Source organism: Teichococcus aerofrigidensis (genome assembly GCF_054073225.1).
The window spans coordinates 1-17,440 of the sequence record NZ_JBSXMU010000020.1 but is presented as its reverse complement, the minus strand read 5'-3'; the positions used below and the strand labels follow the sequence as shown (position 1 = coordinate 17,440).

16 protein-coding genes are annotated in these 17,440 nt (G+C 72.8%); 4 read left to right on the top strand and 12 right to left on the bottom strand.

Features of this window, described 5'->3' with window-relative positions; translation table 11 throughout:
* Nucleotides 1–4 precede the first annotated feature (4 nt).
* Genes ACVMLK_RS06975 through ACVMLK_RS06955 form a run of 5 tightly spaced genes read right to left on the bottom strand, consistent with a single transcriptional unit; the run spans nucleotide 5 to nucleotide 6,096 of the window.
* Complete coding sequence (locus ACVMLK_RS06975) at nucleotides 5–892, bottom strand: HpcH/HpaI aldolase/citrate lyase family protein (protein ID WP_457485976.1); 888 nt, start codon at nucleotides 890–892, stop codon at nucleotides 5–7.
* On the bottom strand, nucleotides 889–2,139 hold the full coding sequence (locus ACVMLK_RS06970; protein WP_232476923.1) for a CaiB/BaiF CoA transferase family protein: 1,251 nt from the start codon (nucleotides 2,137–2,139) through the stop codon (nucleotides 889–891). The genes ACVMLK_RS06975 and ACVMLK_RS06970 overlap by 4 nt, the downstream gene beginning before the upstream one ends.
* Nucleotides 2,126–3,250 (bottom strand): ABC transporter ATP-binding protein, encoded by a 1,125-nt coding sequence (locus tag ACVMLK_RS06965; RefSeq protein WP_457485975.1) that lies wholly within the window; start codon nucleotides 3,248–3,250, stop codon nucleotides 2,126–2,128. The genes ACVMLK_RS06970 and ACVMLK_RS06965 overlap by 14 nt, the downstream gene beginning before the upstream one ends.
* Complete coding sequence (locus ACVMLK_RS06960) at nucleotides 3,243–4,967, bottom strand: ABC transporter permease (RefSeq protein ID WP_198365442.1); 1,725 nt, start codon at nucleotides 4,965–4,967, stop codon at nucleotides 3,243–3,245. The genes ACVMLK_RS06965 and ACVMLK_RS06960 overlap by 8 nt, the downstream gene beginning before the upstream one ends.
* 4 nt (nucleotides 4,968–4,971) lie before the next feature.
* Nucleotides 4,972–6,096 (bottom strand): ABC transporter substrate-binding protein, encoded by a 1,125-nt coding sequence (locus tag ACVMLK_RS06955; RefSeq protein WP_457485974.1) that lies wholly within the window; start codon nucleotides 6,094–6,096, stop codon nucleotides 4,972–4,974.
* A gap of 140 nt (nucleotides 6,097–6,236) precedes the next feature.
* On the opposite strand from ACVMLK_RS06955, the gene ACVMLK_RS06950 reads away from it, so the two are divergent.
* Nucleotides 6,237–6,890 (top strand): GntR family transcriptional regulator, encoded by a 654-nt coding sequence (locus ACVMLK_RS06950; protein WP_198365440.1) that lies wholly within the window; start codon nucleotides 6,237–6,239, stop codon nucleotides 6,888–6,890.
* A gap of 9 nt (nucleotides 6,891–6,899) precedes the next feature.
* Here ACVMLK_RS06950 and ACVMLK_RS06945 read toward each other — a convergent pair whose 3' ends face one another.
* The gene (locus tag ACVMLK_RS06945; RefSeq protein WP_370591939.1) at nucleotides 6,900–7,499 is read right to left on the bottom strand and encodes a TetR/AcrR family transcriptional regulator; all 600 of its coding nucleotides are present in this window, start codon (nucleotides 7,497–7,499) and stop codon (nucleotides 6,900–6,902) included.
* A gap of 129 nt (nucleotides 7,500–7,628) precedes the next feature.
* On the opposite strand from ACVMLK_RS06945, the gene ACVMLK_RS06940 reads away from it, so the two are divergent.
* Entirely contained in the window at nucleotides 7,629–8,774 is a 1,146-nt protein-coding gene (locus ACVMLK_RS06940) for an efflux RND transporter periplasmic adaptor subunit (RefSeq protein ID WP_198365438.1), read from the top strand.
* Nucleotides 8,775–8,785: 11 nt separating this feature from the next.
* Entirely contained in the window at nucleotides 8,786–11,980 is a 3,195-nt protein-coding gene (locus ACVMLK_RS06935) for an efflux RND transporter permease subunit (RefSeq protein ID WP_457485973.1), read from the top strand.
* 35 nt (nucleotides 11,981–12,015) lie between these two features.
* On the opposite strand, the gene ACVMLK_RS06930 is transcribed toward ACVMLK_RS06935, so the two are convergent.
* Nucleotides 12,016–12,492, bottom strand: a complete 477-nt coding sequence (locus ACVMLK_RS06930) for a MarR family winged helix-turn-helix transcriptional regulator (RefSeq protein WP_198365436.1) — start codon at nucleotides 12,490–12,492, stop codon at nucleotides 12,016–12,018.
* A 179-nt stretch (nucleotides 12,493–12,671) separates the two neighbouring features.
* Here ACVMLK_RS06930 and ACVMLK_RS06925 point away from each other — a divergent pair, with 179 nt between their 5' ends.
* The gene (locus tag ACVMLK_RS06925; RefSeq protein WP_198365435.1) at nucleotides 12,672–12,995 is read left to right on the top strand and encodes a hypothetical protein; all 324 of its coding nucleotides are present in this window, start codon (nucleotides 12,672–12,674) and stop codon (nucleotides 12,993–12,995) included.
* 93 nt (nucleotides 12,996–13,088) lie between these two features.
* Here ACVMLK_RS06925 and ACVMLK_RS06920 read toward each other — a convergent pair whose 3' ends face one another.
* The 5 genes from ACVMLK_RS06920 to ACVMLK_RS06900 form a co-directional block, all read right to left on the bottom strand.
* The gene (locus tag ACVMLK_RS06920; protein WP_457485972.1) at nucleotides 13,089–14,579 is read right to left on the bottom strand and encodes a tripartite tricarboxylate transporter permease; all 1,491 of its coding nucleotides are present in this window, start codon (nucleotides 14,577–14,579) and stop codon (nucleotides 13,089–13,091) included.
* A gap of 3 nt (nucleotides 14,580–14,582) precedes the next feature.
* Complete coding sequence (locus ACVMLK_RS06915; protein ID WP_457485971.1) at nucleotides 14,583–15,068, bottom strand: tripartite tricarboxylate transporter TctB family protein; 486 nt, start codon at nucleotides 15,066–15,068, stop codon at nucleotides 14,583–14,585.
* Nucleotides 15,069–15,072: 4 nt separating this feature from the next.
* A complete protein-coding gene (locus tag ACVMLK_RS06910; RefSeq protein WP_457485970.1) occupies nucleotides 15,073–16,023 on the bottom strand; it encodes a tripartite tricarboxylate transporter substrate binding protein in 951 nt (316 codons plus the stop codon).
* Nucleotides 16,024–16,065: 42 nt separating this feature from the next.
* On the bottom strand, nucleotides 16,066–16,839 hold the full coding sequence (locus ACVMLK_RS06905) for an SDR family NAD(P)-dependent oxidoreductase (RefSeq protein ID WP_457485969.1): 774 nt from the start codon (nucleotides 16,837–16,839) through the stop codon (nucleotides 16,066–16,068).
* Nucleotides 16,836–17,440 (bottom strand): zinc-dependent alcohol dehydrogenase (locus ACVMLK_RS06900; RefSeq protein ID WP_457485968.1); only part of this gene is annotated, 605 nt, incomplete at its 5' end. The genes ACVMLK_RS06900 and ACVMLK_RS06905, both read right to left, overlap by 4 nt.

The following is a 17,440-nucleotide window of genomic DNA, read 5'->3' as shown; positions in this document are numbered from 1 at the left end:
CGCCTCACCCGGCGCGGGCGGCGACGGCGCGCGCCCGCGCCAGCAGCGCCTCGGCGCGGCGGACGATCGGGATGTCGATCATTTTGCCGTCGATGGCGAAGGAGCCGCGTCCCTGCGCCGCCGCCTCCCGGTCCAGCGCCACGATCCGCTCCGCCTCCGCCACCCGGGCGGGCGAGGGGCTGAAGCCGGCGTTCAGCACCGGCACCTGCGAGGGGTGGATGGCCGAGGCGCCGACGAAGCCGAAGGCGGCGGAGCGGCGCACCACCCGCTCATAGGCGGCGAGGTCGGAATAGTCGGCCACGGTGCTGATGGTGCCGAGCGGCATCAGGCCGGCGGCCGTGGCCGCCTGCAGGATCTGCTGCTTGGGCATCAGCAGCACCTCCTCCGAGGGCTCGCCGCCGATCGCTGTGGCGTAGTCCTCAGCGCCGAGGGAGAGGCCCACCAGCCGCGGCGTGGCGCGGGCGATGTCATGCGCGCGCGACAGCGGCCCCGGCGCCTCGATCAGCGCGACGAAGCGGATGCCCCCCGCCGGCAGGCCGCGCGCCTGCTCCAGGCGGGATACCAGATCGTCAAGCAGGCGCAGATGGTCCGCGCCCTCCACCTTGGTCACCATGATGGCGGCGACACCGGGGATGACGGCCGCCTCCAGGTCGCGCACGGCATCCTCGAGCGGCTGGTTGATGCGCACCAGGATATCCGCGCGCGCCTCGCGCCGCAGCCGCGCCACGGCGGCCTCCACCCGGCGGCGGGCCTCCGGCTTGTCGGCGGGGGCGATGCTGTCCTCCAGGTCGAGCTGGATGGCATCGGCGCCGCGCTCGTGCGCGCGGGCCAGGAAGCGCTCCACGTTCACCGGCACGAACAGGCCGGAGCGCCAGACGGGATGCGGGGTCATGCCGTCACCACCAGGCCGGAGGCCGCCGCCGCCGCGATCTCGTCCGGCGAGAAGCCCTGCGCCGCCAGGATGTCGCGGCTGTGCTGGCCGAGGCGCGGCGCCGGTGCGCGGATCGCGCCGGGCGTGCCGGAGAGGCGCGCGGGAACGGCATGCATCGGAAAGCTCCCCATGTCCTCGTCCGGATACTCGGCCAGCAGGGCACGCGCCCGCACGTGCCGGTCGCCCATGACGCGGACGATGTCGTTCACCGGGCCGATGGTGACCTCGGCGGCTTCGAAGAAGGCCACGTTCTCCTCCAGTGTCCTGCGTGCGATGAAAGCGCCGATGATGGCGTCCAGCTCCTCGCCATGCGCCACGCGCTGCTCGTTGGTGCGGAAGCGCGGATCGTCGATGAGGTCGCCGCGCCCGATGGAGCGCAGCACCCGCTCCGCCATGCCCTGGGTGGAGGCGGAGAGGCAGACCCAGCCGTCATCCCTGGTGCGGTAGACATTGCGCGGCGCGGCGCCGGTGGAGCGGCTGCCGGTGCGCGGCTTGGTCTTGCCGGTGAGGCGGTAGTTCGCCGCCTGCGGGCCGAGCGCGGTGAAGAGCGGGTCGAGCAGCGGCAGGTCGATCACCTGGCCCTGGCCGCCGCGCATCTCCACCTCGCGCAGTGCCGCCATCGCGGCGAAGGCGCCGGTCAGCCCGGCGATGGTGTCGGCGAGATACATCGGCGGCAGCACCGGCTCGCGGTCGGCGAAGCCGTTCATCTCGGCGAAGCCGGTGAAGCCCTCGACCAGCGTGCCGAAGCCGGGCCGGCGGGAATAGGGCCCGTCCTGCCCCCAGCCGGAGATGCGGACGATGATGAGCCGGGGCTCCAGCCGGAGCAGCTCCTCCGGCGCCAGGCCCATCGCCTCCAGCGTGCCGGGGCGGAAGCTCTCGACCAGCATCGCCGCGCCGGGGACGAGGCGGCGGATCAGCGGGATCGCCTCCCCGTGGCGGAAGTCGATGCAGAGGCTGCGCTTGCCGCGGCCATGCACCTTCCAGGCGGTCTCGACACCGCGCACGCGCCAGCCGCGCAGCGTGTCGCCATCGCGCGGCTCCACCTTGTCCACCGTGGCGCCGAAATCCGCCAGGTGCTGCGTCAGCGTGTTGCCGGCGACGAGGCGGGAGAGGTCCAGCACCCGCACGCCCTGCAGCGGGCCGGTCGCCTCCGGCGTGTAGTCGGCGCGCGGCAGGCCGCCGCCCCGCGTGGTCTCAAGCGGCGACATCGGCGCCTCCCCGGAACAGGATGCCGCCCGCATGGGGCAGCCAGAGATCGAGCGTGTCCCCGGCCGGGGGCGTGCGCGCCTCCAGCCGGATGGCGGCGCCGGCGAGGTCGAGCCCCACCTGCCATTGCCCGCCGACATAGGAGCGACTGGTGATGCGCGTCGCCAGCACCGAGCCCTCCCCCGGGCCCTCTCCTGGGCCCTCCCCCGCCCCGGCGCCCGGCGTCGCCACGCGCATCTGCTCGGGGCGATAGGCCAGGGTGACGCGCTCGCCGGCGGCGGCGGCGCGCCCGGCCACCGTCTCCAGCCGCTGCCCGTCGGCCAGTTCCAGGACGGCGCGGCCGCCGGCCGGGACGGCGCCGACCACGCGGGCGGGCAGGAAGTTGGTGGTGCCGATGAAGTCGGCGACGAAGGGATCGGCCGGCTGCTCGTAGATCTGCTGCGGCGCGCCGATCTGCGCGATGTGCCCGCCATTCATCACCACGATGCGGTCCGAGAGCGAGAGCGCCTCGATCTGGTCATGGGTGACATAGATGGTGGTGAGGCCGAGCCGGGTGCGCAGCTCGGCCAGCCAGGCGCGGGCGCGGTCGCGCAGCTTGGCGTCGAGGTTGGAGAGCGGCTCGTCGAGCAGCAGGATGGCCGGGCGATAGACCAGGGTGCGGGCCAGCGCCACGCGCTGCTGCTGCCCGCCCGACAGCTCGTGCGGGTAGCGCGCGGCGTAGCGCTCCATCTCGACCAGCGCCAGCACCTCCTCGATGCGGCGCCGACGCTCGGCGGCGGGAACCTTGCGCAGCGTCAGGGGGAAGGCGACGTTGTCGGCCACCGTCATGTGAGGCCAGAGCGCGTAGCTCTGGAAGACAAGACCGCAGTTGCGCGCCTCCGGCGGCAGGTAGATCCCCTTCGCGGCGTCGAAATAGACCCTGTCGCCCACCTGGATGCGTCCGCCATCGGCGCGGTCGAGCCCGGCCACGGCGGCGAGGGTGGTGGACTTGCCGCAGCCCGAGGGGCCGAGCAGGGTGACGAACTCGCCATCCGCCACGTGCAGGTCGACCCCCTCGACGGCGGTGACGCCGCCGAAGCGCTTGGTCAGGCCCTGGATGGTCAGGTCAGCCATGCAGCTTCACTCCGAAGATGCCGCGCACCGCGGCGATGCAGACGGCGATGACCGCGACCTGGATGGTGGCCAGCGCGGCGACGAGGCCGACCTCGCCCTGCACCCAGAGTTGCAGCAGGGCCGTGCCGATCACCTCGCTGCCCGGGGCGAAGAGGAAGATCGCCGTGGAATACTCCTTGAAGAAGGAGATGAAGAGGATGGTGAAGCAGCCGACCAGGGCCGGGCGCATCAGCGGCAGCAGGATGCTGCGGCTGGTCCGCCACCAGTCGGCCCCCTGCACCCGCGCCGCGCGGTCGAGATCCGGGCTGACCTGCAGCAGCATCGGCGCGACGGCGCCGAGCCCGGCCGGGATGAAGCGCATGGTGAAGGCGATGACCAGGATCCAGATGGAATTGCGCAGGAAGCCGAGTCCCGGCAGCAGCGCGAAGGCGTAGAAGAAGCCGATGCCGGCGACCACCCCCGGCACCGCGCGGGGGAACAGCGCCAGGTACTGCAGCGCGCCGCGGAAGCGGAACTCCGAGCGGTGCACCACGATGGCAATGAGGGCGATCAGCGCCGTGGCCAGCGCGCCGCCGACCAGGCTGACCACGAAGGAGTTCCAGACCGCGCGCGAATAGACGGGATACTCGAAGATCTGGGTGAAGTTGCCGGTGGTCAGCACCTCGCCGATCGGGATCATGGGCGAGAGGAAGGCGGTGAAGGCGCGCAGCACCAGCGTGCCGATCGGCGCGATGACGGTGGCCAGGATGTAGAGCGCGGCCAGCGCGAAGAGCGGCCAGCGCAGCCCGCCGAGGCGGAAGGGGCGCGGGCGCGAGGCCTTGCCGCCCAGTGTGATGAAACGGCGCGTATTGCCCAGCATCCGCCCCTGCAGCCAGACCAGGAAGCACACCACCACCAGCATCAGCGCCGCCGCCGTGGCGACGAGGCCGTGGTCCGGGCGCGGCGAGGAGACGCCGTTGTTGAACAGGAAGGTGGTGAGCACGGGGATGCCGGCGGGATCGCCGAAGATCAGCGGAATCGAGAGAAGCTCGAGCCCCACGGTGAAGTTCAGCACGGCACTGTAGGCGATGGCGGGCTTCATCAGCGGCAGCGTCACCCGCCAGAGGGTGCGCGCCGTGCCGGCGCCGGACACCCGCGCGGCCTCCTCCAGCGAGGGATCGGTGATGGTGGCGGAGGACAGGCAGTAGATATAGGCCAGCGGCGCCTGCGAGACACCGGCGATGACCGCCATGCCCCAGAGCGAATAGAGCGTCCAGGGCGCGTCGCCGAACAGCGACTGCCAGAGCAGGGTGACATAGCCCGAGGGGCCATAGACCGCGTACCAGCCGAAGGAGAGGACCAGCGCGGAGAGATAGAGCGGCCAGAGGAAGAACTCGCTCATCGCCCGCGCCAGCGGCAGGTCGGTGCGGCCGAACAGGATGGCGGCGAGCGTGCCCACGACCTGCGCCACCAGCGTCGTCAGCGCCGCCAGCAGCACGGTGTTCAGCAGCACCGTGCCGAAGCCCTCGGTGCGCGCCAGCCGCGCGAAGTTCGCCAGCGTCAGGTTGTACTCCGGCTCGTAGAGCGCGCCGTCCAGCACCGATTGCAGCAGCACGGGCAGGAGCGGCGCCGCCACCAGCACGAGCACCAGGATGGCGGTGCCGTACTGGATGGGAATGGCGCGCGGGATGGCCGGCTGCGCGGGCGGCGCGTCCGGCCGGTCGAGGGCCAGGCTCATCGGCTCAGCTCACGCCGTAGGCTTGCTTCCAGCGGTCCAGGAAGTGCTGGTATTCGCTGAGGATGGCCGGATTGTAGTCGATGAAGGCGATGTTCTGCTCGCCGCCCACGGCCTCGGTGATCGAGCTGTAGGTGTGGCGGATGCCCTCGCCGGGACGCACGTCGGGCCGGGCGGGGGTCAGGCCGCCACGGCCGAAGGCGCGCTGCCCCTCGTCCGAGGCGATGTAGTCCAACAGCAGCTTCGCCGCGTTGACGTTGCGCGCGCCCTTCGGAATGGCCATGCCGCGCAGGATCACGAGCTGCCCGTCGCCGATGAAGTTCCAGCCCAGCACACGCGCCCGCGCCGGGTCGTTCAGCCGGGGCCAGAAGGTGATGGCGGAGACGAACCAGCCGGCGACATACTCGCCGGAGGTGACCTTCTCCGTCATCGGCCCGCCGGAGCGTTCCCAGCGTGGCTGGGCGGGGGCGATCTGGCGGAACCATTCCCAGGCCCTGTCGCCGTGCTTCTGCACGAAGCCGAAATTGGCCGAGTAGCCGAAGCCGCCGAAATGCGCGCCGTAGCTGGTCAGCTTGTTGCGCCAGCGGCTGCGGTTCTCCACGGCCAGCTCGGTGAACTGCGCGAAGGTCTTCGGCTGCTGCGCCTCCGGCACCAGCATCTTGTTGAAGATGAAGACCAGCGGATCCGCCGAGACGGTATAGACACCGGGCCAGGGGCGCGACCAGGCGGGCCAGGCGGCGATCTCGGGCGATTCGTAGGGCATCACCTCGCCGCGTTGCTGGAACTCGATCCAGCCCGAGGGATCGGCGGTGGCGAGGAGGTCGGCGGTGCGGCTGTTGGTGCCACGCTCGGCCAGGTAGCGCTCGAACACCTCGCGCGAGTTGGGGAGATCCAGCGTCTCCACCTTCACCTTGGGATAGCGGCGGTTGAAGCCTTCCAGCACCGGCCGCCAGTTCTCGGCCGACATGATGGAATAGACCAGCAGGCTGCCCTCGCGCTCCGCTCCGGCGACCACCTCCTGGTAGCCCTGGGGATAGCCGGCCGGCGCTCCGGTGGCGCCCTGCGCCCGCAGGCCGGCGGGCAGCAGCAGGCCGGGCAGGGCTAGCGTGGCGCGGCGCCCGATCGAGGTCATTGGCGTGTCCTCCCTGACGGGGCCCGCCTCCCTGTGGAGGGGTTCACCCCGGCGCTCTTTGGCGCAATTATTGGCGCCAATATGCTAGGTCCCCTTTGACGATCCCCGCAATCCCTTTTCCACCACAGGACCGGACGATCATGGCCCGCCTGCCCCGCGCCCGCCGCCCGCTGGCCGCCGAGCTCGCCACCGCCATCCGCGGCGGCGCCTACCGCGCCGGCGAATGGCTGCGGCAGGTGGATCTGGAGGAGCGCTTCGGCGCCACGCGCTTCGACATCCGCGCTGCCCTGGCGGAGCTGGCGCTGCGCCAGACCGTCGAGCATGTGCCCAATCGCGGCTTCCGTGTCGCCACGCCCGACCGGCGGCGCATCGGCGAGATGCTGGAGGTGCGGGCGCTGCTGGAGGCGGAGGCCGCGCTCACCGCCCTGCCCCGGCTGGACGACGCCGCCTTGGCCCTGCTGGAGGCCAAGGCCGCCGCCTTCGAGCGGGCCATCGCCGAGGGCAGTCCGGCCAGCCAGAGCGCCACCAATCTCGACTTCCACGACACGCTCTACGGCTTCGCGCCGAACCGCGCGCTGGTGGAGCTGGCGCTGGAGGTGCGGGACCGGGCGCGGCTGTGGCCGCTGGTGCTCTGGCCCTCCATGCGGGCGCTGCGCCGCAGCGCCGAGGGGCATGGCGAGATCCTGACGGCCCTGCGCGGCGGCGACCCGGTGCGCGTCGCCGCCAGCGTGCGGTCCCATATCCTGGACTCGGCCGCCAATCAGCCGGACACGGAGGAGGAAGCGCGGCGCTGACCCGCCGGCTCAGCCAGCCGTGCCCGCCGGCGGCAGCAGGCCGCCGATCAGCCGCAGGCCGGCCCGCTCCAGCGCATCGGCGGCCTCGGCGGCGCCGAGATAGGGCGCGGCGGCAAAGGCGCCCTCGATCAGCAGCAGCAGGGCGTCCCCCATCGTGTCCGGCTCCGCCGCGCCGGCCTCGGCGCAGATCCGCCGCAGGTCGCACCGCACCTTCTGCTTGTAGGCATCCGTCACCTGCCGCGCCGGGTGCTGCGGGTCGGGGAATTCCACGATCGCCATGCCCATCGGGCAGCCCCGGAAGCCGGGCTGCCGCAGCACCTCCACCGCCGCCCGCAGATAGGCGCGCGGCCGCTCCCGCGGCGGCGTCCCCGGCTCGACGGCCGTCTCGAACCAGCAGGAATCCTCGCTGCAATCGTCGCGCAGCACCTCGGCGATCAGCTCGTCCTTCGAGGGGAAGGCGCGGTAGAGGCTGATCTTGGTGGTGCCCGCGACGCGGCAGAGTTCCTCGACGCCGGTGGCGCGGATGCCCTGCCGGTAGAAGAGATCGCGCGCGACATCCCGCAATCTCTGCGCCGCCGGGCGGCGGTCCTCGTCCTTGTTGCGGGCCACGGTTCTCTCCTCACTCCTTCTTGCGCGGCGCGGCTGGAGAAGCATGTCCGCCGCGGGCTTGCAATGTGACCGACCGGTTCGTATCCATGTTACGAACCGGTCGGTATCATCCGGCCCTGGAGATAGGCAATGCCGACCCTCATCCGCAAGTCCCGTCCTCTCCGCGCCCTGCTGCTGGCCGCCCCGCTGGCCCTTCCCCTGCTGCTCCCCACCACAGCCGCCGCGCAGGACCCGCTCCCCACCGTCACCGTCGCCACGCCGCTGCGCCGCGACCTGACCGAATGGGAGGAGCACATCGCCCGCATCGAGCCCTCGGCGCGGGTGGAGCTGCGCCCCCGCGTCTCTGGCCTGGTCGAGGCGGTGCATTTCCGCGACGGGCAGGTCGTCCGGGCCGGGGATCTCCTCTTCACCCTCGACCGGCGCCCCTTCGAGATCGCGTTGCGCGATGCCGAGGCGGCACGGGATGGCGCCCGCGCCAGGCTGGCCCTGGCCCGGCAGGAGACCCGCCGCAGCCTGCCGCTGGTCGAGCGCCGCATCGCCCCCGAGGCGCAGCTCGACAGCCGCCGCGCCGCCGAGCGGCAGGCCGAGGCCGAGCTGGCCGGGGCGGAGGCGCGGGTGCGGCAGGCGGCGCTGGAGCTGGACTGGACCGAGGTGCGCGCGCCGCAATCCGGCCGCGCCTCGGACCGCCGCGTCGATGCCGGCAACCTGGTGCAGGCGGGCGGCACGCTGCTCACCACCATCCTGGCCCTCGATCCGGTCTATGCCAGCTTCGACATGAGCGAGGCGGACTATCTGCGCCTCGCCCGGCGCGGCGGGGCGCGGCCGGGTGCCGCCCCGCTGACCGTCGGCCTGCGCCTGGCCGACGAGGCGGAGTGGCCGCGCACCGGCCAGCTCGACTTCCTCGACAGCGAGCTGCGCCCCCGCTCCGGCACGCTGCGCGCCCGCGCCGTGCTGCCCAATCCCGACCTGCTGCTGACCCCGGGCGGCTTCGCGCGGCTGCGCCTGCCGGCCGGCCAGGGCGAGCGGCTGCTGGTGCCCGATGCCGCCATCGCCGCCGACCAGGCCAGCCGCGTCGTCATGACCGTCGCCGCCGATGGCACGGTCGTGGCCAAGCCGGTGGAGCTGGGCCCGGTGGTGGACGGGCTGCGCGTGGTGCGCGCGGGCCTCTCGCCGCAGGACCGGGTCATCACCGCCGGACTGCATCTGGCGCGGCCCGGCAGCCGCGTCAGCGCCGAGGCGGCCGGGCCAAACGGCCGCCTCGCCGCCATCCGCTGAGGAGCCGCGCCATGCGCTTCGCCCAGTTCTTCGTCGGCCGGCCGGTCTTCGCCGCCGTCATCTCGATCGCCATCCTGCTGATCGGCGCCATCGCCGCGACGCGGCTGCCGATCAGCGAGTATCCCGAGATCGCCCCGCCCACCGTGACCATCACGGCGCAGTATCCGGGCGCCTCCGCCGAGACCATCGCCAACACCGTGGCCTCGCCGATCGAGCAGGAGATCAACGGCGTCGAGGGCATGCTCTATGTCGGCTCCCAGGCGACCGGCGATGGCCGGCTCACCATCAACGTCGTCTTCCGCCAGGGCACCGACATCGATCAGGCGCAGGTGCTGGTGCAGAACCGCGTCGCCATCGCCGAGCCGCGTCTGCCGGCCGAGGTGCGCGCCCTCGGGCTCATCGTGAAGAAGGCCTCGCCCGACATCATGATGGTCGTCCATCTGGTCTCGCCCGACGGCTCGCGCAGCGACCAGTATCTCGCCAACTACGCCACCCTGGCCCTGAAGGACCGGCTGGCGCGGCTCGACGGCGTCGGCGACGTGCAGCTCTTCGGCGGCGGCGGCGACTATGCCATGCGGGTCTGGCTCGACCCGGCGCGCATCGCCGCGCGCGGCCTGACGCCGGGCGAGGTGGTCGCGGCGCTGCGCCGCGCCAATGTCCAGGTCGCCGCCGGCGGGCTCAACCACCCGCCCACGGGGGCCGGCGGCGGCGAGGCCTTCCAGCTCAACATCCAGGCGCTCGGCCGGCTGCGCGACGCGGCGGACTTCGCCGATATCGTGGTCGCGACGGAGGCCGGCGGCGCGCCGCTGCGGCTGCGCGACATCGCCCGCGTCGAGCTGGGCAGCCAGGACTACACGATGCGCGCCTATCTGAGCGGCACGAGCGCCGTCGCCATGCCGATCTTCCAGCGGCCCGGCTCCAATGCCCTGGCCACGGCGGCGGCGCTGAAGGCGACGCTGGCGCAGGCGGAGCGCGACTTCCCGCCCGGCGTCGCCTACCGCATCGTCTACGACACCACGCAGTTCATCGAGCAGTCGATGGAGGCGGTGCTGCACACCTTCGTCGAGGCCATCCTCCTCGTCGTGCTGGTGGTGATCCTGTTCCTGCAGTCCTGGCGCGCCTCGATCATCCCGCTGGCCGCCATCCCGGTCTCGATCATCGGCACCTTCGCCTTCATGGGCGCGCTCGGCATCTCGCTCAACAGCCTGTCCATGTTCGGGCTGATCCTGGCCATCGGCATCGTCGTGGACGACGCCATCGTCGTGGTCGAGAATGTGGAGCGGCACCTGGCGGCGGGGCTGGACCCGGTGACGGCGACGCGGCGCACCATGGACGAGGTCGGCTTCGCCCTGCTCGCCATCGCCCTCGTGCTCTGCGCCGTCTTCGTGCCGACGGCCTTCATCGAGGGGCTCTCCGGCGCCTTCTACCGCCAGTTCGCCGTGACCATCGCGGTGGCGACGCTGCTCTCCGCCCTGGTCTCGCTCACCCTCTCGCCGGCGCTGGCGGCGCTGCTGCTGCGGCCGCACGCACAGCACCCGCCCCGCGGCTGGCGACGGGTGCTGGGCGCGCCCTTCGGCCTGTTCTTCCGGGGCTTCAACCGCGCCTTCGACGCGCTGTCGCTCGGCTACGGGGCGCTGACGCGGCGGCTGGTGCGGGTCTCCGCCATCGTGCTGATCCTCTTCGCCGGCCTGCTGGCGCTGACCGGCCAGGTGGTGCGCACGACCCCCACCGGGCTGATCCCGCCGCTCGACCGCGGCTATCTCATCGCCGCCTTCCAGCTGCCGCCCGGCGCCACGCTGGACCGCACCGACAGGGTGATGCGCGCCGCCTCCGAGGCGGTGCTGAAGGTGCCGGGCGTGGCGGACACCGTCATGTTCACCGGCTTCGACGGCGCCACCTTCACCAACGCGCCGAACACCGGCGTGATCTTCGTCACGCTGCAGAGCTTCGAGAAGCGCGCGGAGGAGGGCATCGCCTATCCGGCGCTGATCGGCGCCGTGCAGGCCGCCATCGGCCGGCAGCGCGACGCGCTCGGCCTGGTCATCCCGCCGCCCTCGGTCTCCGGCATCGGCACCGGCGGCGGCTTCAAGCTCTATGTGCAGGATCACGGCGACCGCGGCGGCCACGCGCTGGAGGCGGTGACGCAGCGGGTGGTGGCGGCGGCGGCGGCGCGGCCCGAGATCGCCATGGCCTTCACCCTGTTCAGCACCGCGACGCCCTCGCTGCGCGCCGAGGTGGACCGCGGCAAGGCGGAGATGCTGGGCGTGCCGCTCGACCGCGTGTCCGAGACGCTGTCGATCTATCTCGGCTCCGCCTTCGTCAACGACTTCAACATCCTCGGCCGCACCTACCGCGTCACCGCCCAGGCCGAGGAGGCGCAGCGCCGCACCCCGCGCGACGTCGCCCTGCTGCGCGCCCGCAATGTCGATGGCGAGATGGTGCCGATCGGCGCCCTGGCGCGGCTGGAGCCGGATACCGGCCCCTATCGCGTGCCACGCTACAACCTGTTTCCGGCGGCCGAGGTGCAGGGTGCGGCGGCGCCGGGCTATTCCACCGGCCAGGCGATCGCGGCGATGCAGGCGGTGCTGGCCGAGACCCTGCCGCGGGGCTACGGCTACGAATGGACCGAGATCGCCCTGCAGGAGACGACCCAGGGCAATACCGCGCCCATCGCCTTCGGCCTCGCCGTGGTCTTCGTCTTCCTGCTGCTGGCGGCGCTCTACGAGAGCTGGCTGCTGCCGCTCGCGGTGGTGATGATCGCGCCGATGTCCGTGCTGGCGGCGCTGGCCGGCATCGCCTGGCGCGGGCTGGACAACAACGTGCTGGTGCAGATCGGGCTGGTCGTGCTCATCGGGCTGGCCGCCAAGAACGCCATCCTGATCGTCGAGTTCGCGCGGCAGGCGGAGCAGCAGGGGCTGGACCGCTGGGCGGCGGCGGCGGCGGCGGCGCGCACGCGGCTGCGGCCGATCCTGATGACCTCGCTGGCCTTCATCCTCGGCGTGCTGCCGCTCGCCATCGCCACCGGGGCGGGGGCGGAGATGCGGCAGAGCCTGGGCACGGCGGTCTTCGCCGGCATGCTGGGCGTGACGCTCTTCGGCCTGTTCTTCACCCCGGTCTTCTACGTGGTGGCGCGAGCCATGGCGCAGCGCCAGGGGCACGGGCAGGCGTCGGCCCGGGATGACGCCACCTCGGAAGGCCATGCCTGAAGGCGGAAGGGGGGGGGCCGGCCGGCGCTCCGGCCTCAGCTCACCCCCGGCTCCCGCGTCACCGCGTCCCGCAGGCGCAGGATCGCCCGCTGCAGCGCCCGCGCCTCCTCCTCGCCGCCGAAGCAGTGCCCCATCCAGGCCGGCTTCTCGCAGGCCTTGCCGCGCAGGGCGCGGCCGGCCGCCGTCAGGCGGATCCGCACCTGCCGCTCATCCGCCGCGTCGCGCTGCCGCTCGACCAGGCCGGCCGCCTGCAGCCGCTTGAGCAGCGGCGTCAGGGTGCTGCTCTCCAGGAAGAGGCGGTCGCCGATGGCGCCCACCGTCTGCCCGTCGGCGGACCACAGCACGACCATGACGAGGTACTGCGGATAGGTCAGGCCCAACCGGTCCAGCAGCGGCTTGTTGGCGCGCTGGATGGCATGCGCCGTGGAATGGATGGCGAAGCAGAGCAGTTCGTCGAGGTCCGGGGCATTCCCTTCGGGACTGTCCGGTTCGGGGGTGTCGTGCGGAGTCATGGCGGGGCTCCTGAGGGGGAAGGCTGCCAGGCATATAAGTCGTGCGCGACGTGATCGCGCAATATTGTCGCGCATGGCTGGCCTGCCGGATTATAGGTCGCGCACGATGATATCGCGCTCAATATCACTTTCAACAGCGCTCCACCGGGGGCGCCCCACTCCCACAAAGGCTCCATTCCATGTCCACCCTCCGCACCCTCCTCGCCGCCGCCGCCCTGCTCGGCACCACTGCCGCCCTGGCCCCTGTCCAGGCGCGGGACTTCCTGACGGTCACCGGCCAGGGCGAGAACTTCGCCGTCCGGTATGACGAGGCCTATCGCGGCAATGTCGTCGGCGGCGGCTATGCGCGCTTCGCCGGCCAGGGCCAGTCGGGCCGGATCGCCTATGACGATCCCGCCCTCGGCCGCCAGGCCCCGGGCATCCCGGTGCTGATCGGCGGCCAGCATTCGGAGGTGGTCTATCTGGCCCCCTCGGCCGCGCCCGCGACGCTCGCCGCGCGCTGAGCCGGCCGCCGGGAAGGCGACCACCGGGAGAGCGATCCCCTCCCGCCGCGCCGAAGGGGCGCCCGGCATCGCTCCGGGCGCCCCTTCGCGCCGTCAGTCCGCCACGCGCGCCCGGTTGCGCAGCAGCACCGCGCCGGCCAGCGTCGCCACCGCCGCCAGGATGAAGCCCAGCGCGATCGGCCGGTCGGCCAGCTCCAGCAGGTTGCCATCCGCGATCAGCAGGCCCTGGCGCAGCGAGCGCTCGAAGGTCGGCCCCAGCACATAGGCCAGGATCAGCGGCCCGAGGTCGAAGCCGCCCCGGCGCAGCGCGAAGCCGAGCAGGCCGAAGCCCACCGCCAGCAGGATGTCGAAGGTCGCGAGATTGGTGCTGTAGACGCCGATGACGCAGATCGAGAGGATCGCCGCCGCCATGAAGCGGCGCGGGATCTCCAGGGCGCGCACGAAAAGCCCGACCAGCGGCAGGTTCAGCACCAGCAGGATCAGGTTGCCGAGATACATCGAGGCGATGACGCCCCAGTAGATCTCGGGCTGCCGCTCCAGGATCATCGGGCCCGGCTGCACGCCGTGGATCAGCAGCGCGCCGAGCAGCAGGGCGGTGACGGCGTTGGACGGGATGCCCAGCGTCAGCAGCGGGATGAAGGCGCCGGCGGTGCCGGAATTGTTCGCCGCCTCCGGCCCCGCCACGCCCTCCACCGCGCCCCGGCCGAATTCCTCCGGCCGCCGCGTCAGCCGCCGCTCCACGGCATAGGAGAGGAAGGAGGCCAGCACCGCCCCGCCCCCCGGCAGCAGCCCGACCAGGAAGCCCAGCACCGAGCCGCGCAGCACCGGCGCCACCGAGCGCCGCGCCTCCTCGCGGTTCGGCAGGAAGCCCAGCAGCGAGTTGGGCGGCCGCAGGATCTCGGCCTTGCCGGGGCGGGCCAGCGCCAGGAAGAGCAGCTCCGACAGGCCGAACAGGCCGAGCGCCAGCGGCGTGATGTTGATCCCGTCCACCAGCTCCGGGATGCCGAAGGTGAAGCGCGGCGTGCCGGCGATGGGATCGATGCCGACCGAGCCGAGGAACAGGCCGAGCAGCGCCATCAGCGCCGCCTTGGCCAGGCCGGAGGCGGCGAAGAAGGCGATCAGCGACAGGCCGGCCAGCATCAGCGCCGCGTATTCCCAGGGGCCGAAGGCGATGACCAGCTCGGCCAGCAGCGGCGAGAGCAGCATGACGCCGAGGATGCCCACGGTGCTGGCGAAGAAGGAGCCGATGGCGGCGACGCCGAGCGCCGCCCCGGCCCGCCCCCTGCGCGCCATCTCGTAGCCGTCGAGGCAGGTGACGACGGAGGAGGCCTCGCCGGGGATGCGCATCAGCACCGAGGTCAGCGTGCCGCCATAGGCGACGCCGTAGTAGATGCCGGCGAGCAGGATGATCGCCCCGGTCGGGTCGAGCTTCAGCGTGATCGGCAGCAGCAGGGCGATGGTGGTGGCGGGACCGAGGCCCGGCAGCACGCCGACCAGCGTGCCGAGAAAGGCGCCGAGCAGGCAGAGGCTCAGATTCTGCCAGGTGGAGAGCACGGCGAAGCCGTGCAGCAGGCCGTCCATCATGGCTCAGCTTCCGCGCAGCAGGCCGAGCCCGCTCAGCGCCCGCTCGACCGGCCCGGCGGGGAACGGCACGCCGAGCGCCGTGCCGAAAAGCAGCACGACGCCGGCCGCCAGCAGCAGGGCGTAGAGCAGCGCCTCGGTCCAGGAGCTGCGCTCGCCCAGGCGCAGCATCAGCGTGGTCGCCGCCAGCATCGGCAGCACGAAGCCCAGGAAGGGCACCGCGGCGGCGGCCCCCAGCATGGCCAGGACATAGGCGAGGAAGGTGCGGTCGCGGAAGGGTGCCGCGCCGCCTTCCGCCTCCGCCGCCGGGTCGCCCGGCCAGACCAGCACCGCCAGCGCCGCCAGGGCGATCAGGATCGACAGGGCCTGAGGCATCAGGCCGGGGCCCGGGCCGTCCCAGCCCCAGGTCTCCAGGCGCGAGGCCTCCCACCAGGCCAGCGCGGCGAAGACCAGGCCGCCCAGGGCGACCCCGCGCGCGGTGCGGGTCATCATGGCCTCAGCGCTTCCGGGCCAGGCCGGCCTCGCGGAGCTGTGGCCCGAAGCGGTCATGCGCCTGGCGCACCGTGGTCTCGAACTCCGCGGCCTGCATCAGCGAGGGCACCATGCCGAAGCGGCCCAGGATCTCGGCGAGCGCCGGCTTCTGCGCCGCCTCCAGGACGGCGCGCGCCAGCACGGCGCGCCGTTCCTCCGGGATGCCCTTGGGTCCGATGAAGCCGATCATGGAATCGACCACCACCTCGTGCCCCTGCTCGCGCAGCGTCGGCACCTCGGGGAACTCCTTCCAGCGCCCGGCGCTGGCCGAGGCGAGCAGGCGCAGGCGGCCGGATTCCAGTGCCGGCAGCATTTCCGGCGGGTTCTGGATCACCGCCTCGACATGGCCGCCGATCGCCGCCGTCACCGCCTCCGCGCCCGAGCCGAAGGGCACGAACTGGAAGCGCGCGCCGGTCAGCCGCGCCAGGTCGAACATGCCGATGTTGTTGGGCGCGCCGGTGGCGCCGAAGGTGGTGCGCTTCGCCTTGGCCGCGGCGATGAGGTCGGCCAGCGTCCGGTGCGGCGATTCCGCCCGCACGGCGATGCCGTAGAGGTAGCGCGCGAAGGCCGGCAGGAAGGCGAAGCTGTCGGCGCTGTAGGGCACGTCCAGCATGTGCGGCGCGATGGCCAGGCCGGCGAGGCCGGTGGTGCCGAGCGTGTAGCCGTCCGGCCGGGCGGCGGCCACCTGCTGCGGCCCGACCGTGCCCTGCCCGCCGGGCCGGTTCACGATCTGCACCGGCACGCCCAGGATCTTCTCCATCTCCGCCGCGATGGCGCGGGTGGAGACATCGGTCGAGCCACCCGGTCCGTACTGGACGATGATGGTGATCTCCCGCTCCGGCCAGGTGGCGGCGCGGGCCAGATGGGGCGCGAAGAGGCCGGCGGCCCCGGCCGCCAGCAGCGTCCGTCTCTGCATGATTCTTTCCTCCCGAATGTCGTTGTCCGCCGGGGTGGCGGCTCAGGGCATGTAGCTGCCGCCGCCGACGTCGATGGTCGTGCCAGTCAGGTAGGCGGCCTCGTCCGAGGCCAGGAAGCGCACCACCGCGCCCACCTCCGCCGGCTCCCCCAGCCGGCCGAGCGGAATGCGCGCCAGGAAGGCCTCGTTCATCCCCGGCGCGGCGCCGGCCACCATGTCCGTGCGGATGCGCCCGGGCGCCACGCTGTTGACGGTGATGCCGAAGGACCCGAGCTCGACCGCGAGGTTGCGCGCGAAGCCCATCAGCCCCGCCTTGGAGGCCCCGTAATAGGCGCCGGTGATGCTGCTCGGCACATGCGCGGCCTGGCTGGTCATCATCACGACGCGGCCCCAGCCGCGCCGCTTCAGCACCGGGATGGCGGCGCGGCAGAGCAGGAAGGGGCCGGTCAGGTTGACGTCCATCACCCGCCGCCATTCCTCCGTCGGGATCTCCTCGACCAGCCGCTTGCGGCCCTCCACCTTGGGCGAGATGCCGGCATTGTTCACCAGCACGCCCAGCGCCGCCCACCAGGGGCCCAGCGTCTCCGGCAGGCGGCCGATGGCGTCCTCGTCCGCCACGTCGAGCCGCAGCGCGCGGGCCCGGTGGCCGGCGGCGTTCAGCGTGGCCGCCAGGGCCTCCACGCCCTCCAGCACATCGGCGAGCACCACCGGATGCCCGGCCTCGGCCAGGCTGCGGCCGATGGCGGCGCCGAGGCCGCGCGCGGCGCCGGTGACGAGCGCGACGCGGTCCGCGGCGCCGATGACGATCTCGTTCATGGGGTCAGGATCACCTTGCTGGCGGCACGCTGGCGGGACAGTTCGAACCCCTCCAGGCCGCGTTCGAGCGGCAGGCGGTGCGTGATCATCGGCCGGAAGCCCTCCGGGTCGCGCGCCAGCAGGGCCAGCACGCGGTCCCAGGTGCCACGGGCCGAGCCGTGCGAGGCACGGAGCTGGTGCCGGTTGCGGACGAAGTCGGTGAGCGGCAGGGTGAGCGGCGCCGCGTGGATGCCGGCCACCACCAGCACGCCATCCCGCCGCAGCACGCCGAGCGCCTCGGTGACGGAGGGCGGATGGCCCGTCGCCTCCAGCACCACATCCACCGCGCCGCCGGTCAGCGCCCGCACCCCCTCGGCCAACGGCGCCTCGGCGACATCGACGAGATCGGTGAAGCCCAGCCGCCGCAGCACCGCGAAGCGCGGCGCGTCGGCGCGGCCGGCGATCACCACCCGCCCCGCCCCCGCCGCGCGCGCCATCAGCGCCAGCCCCTGGCCGATGGTGCCCGGCCCCAGCACCAGCACGGTGTCGCCGAGGCCGACCCCGCCGAGCCGCACCGCTGCCGGCGGCCGGCACATCGCCCTGCAGGGTGTTCGATTCCCGG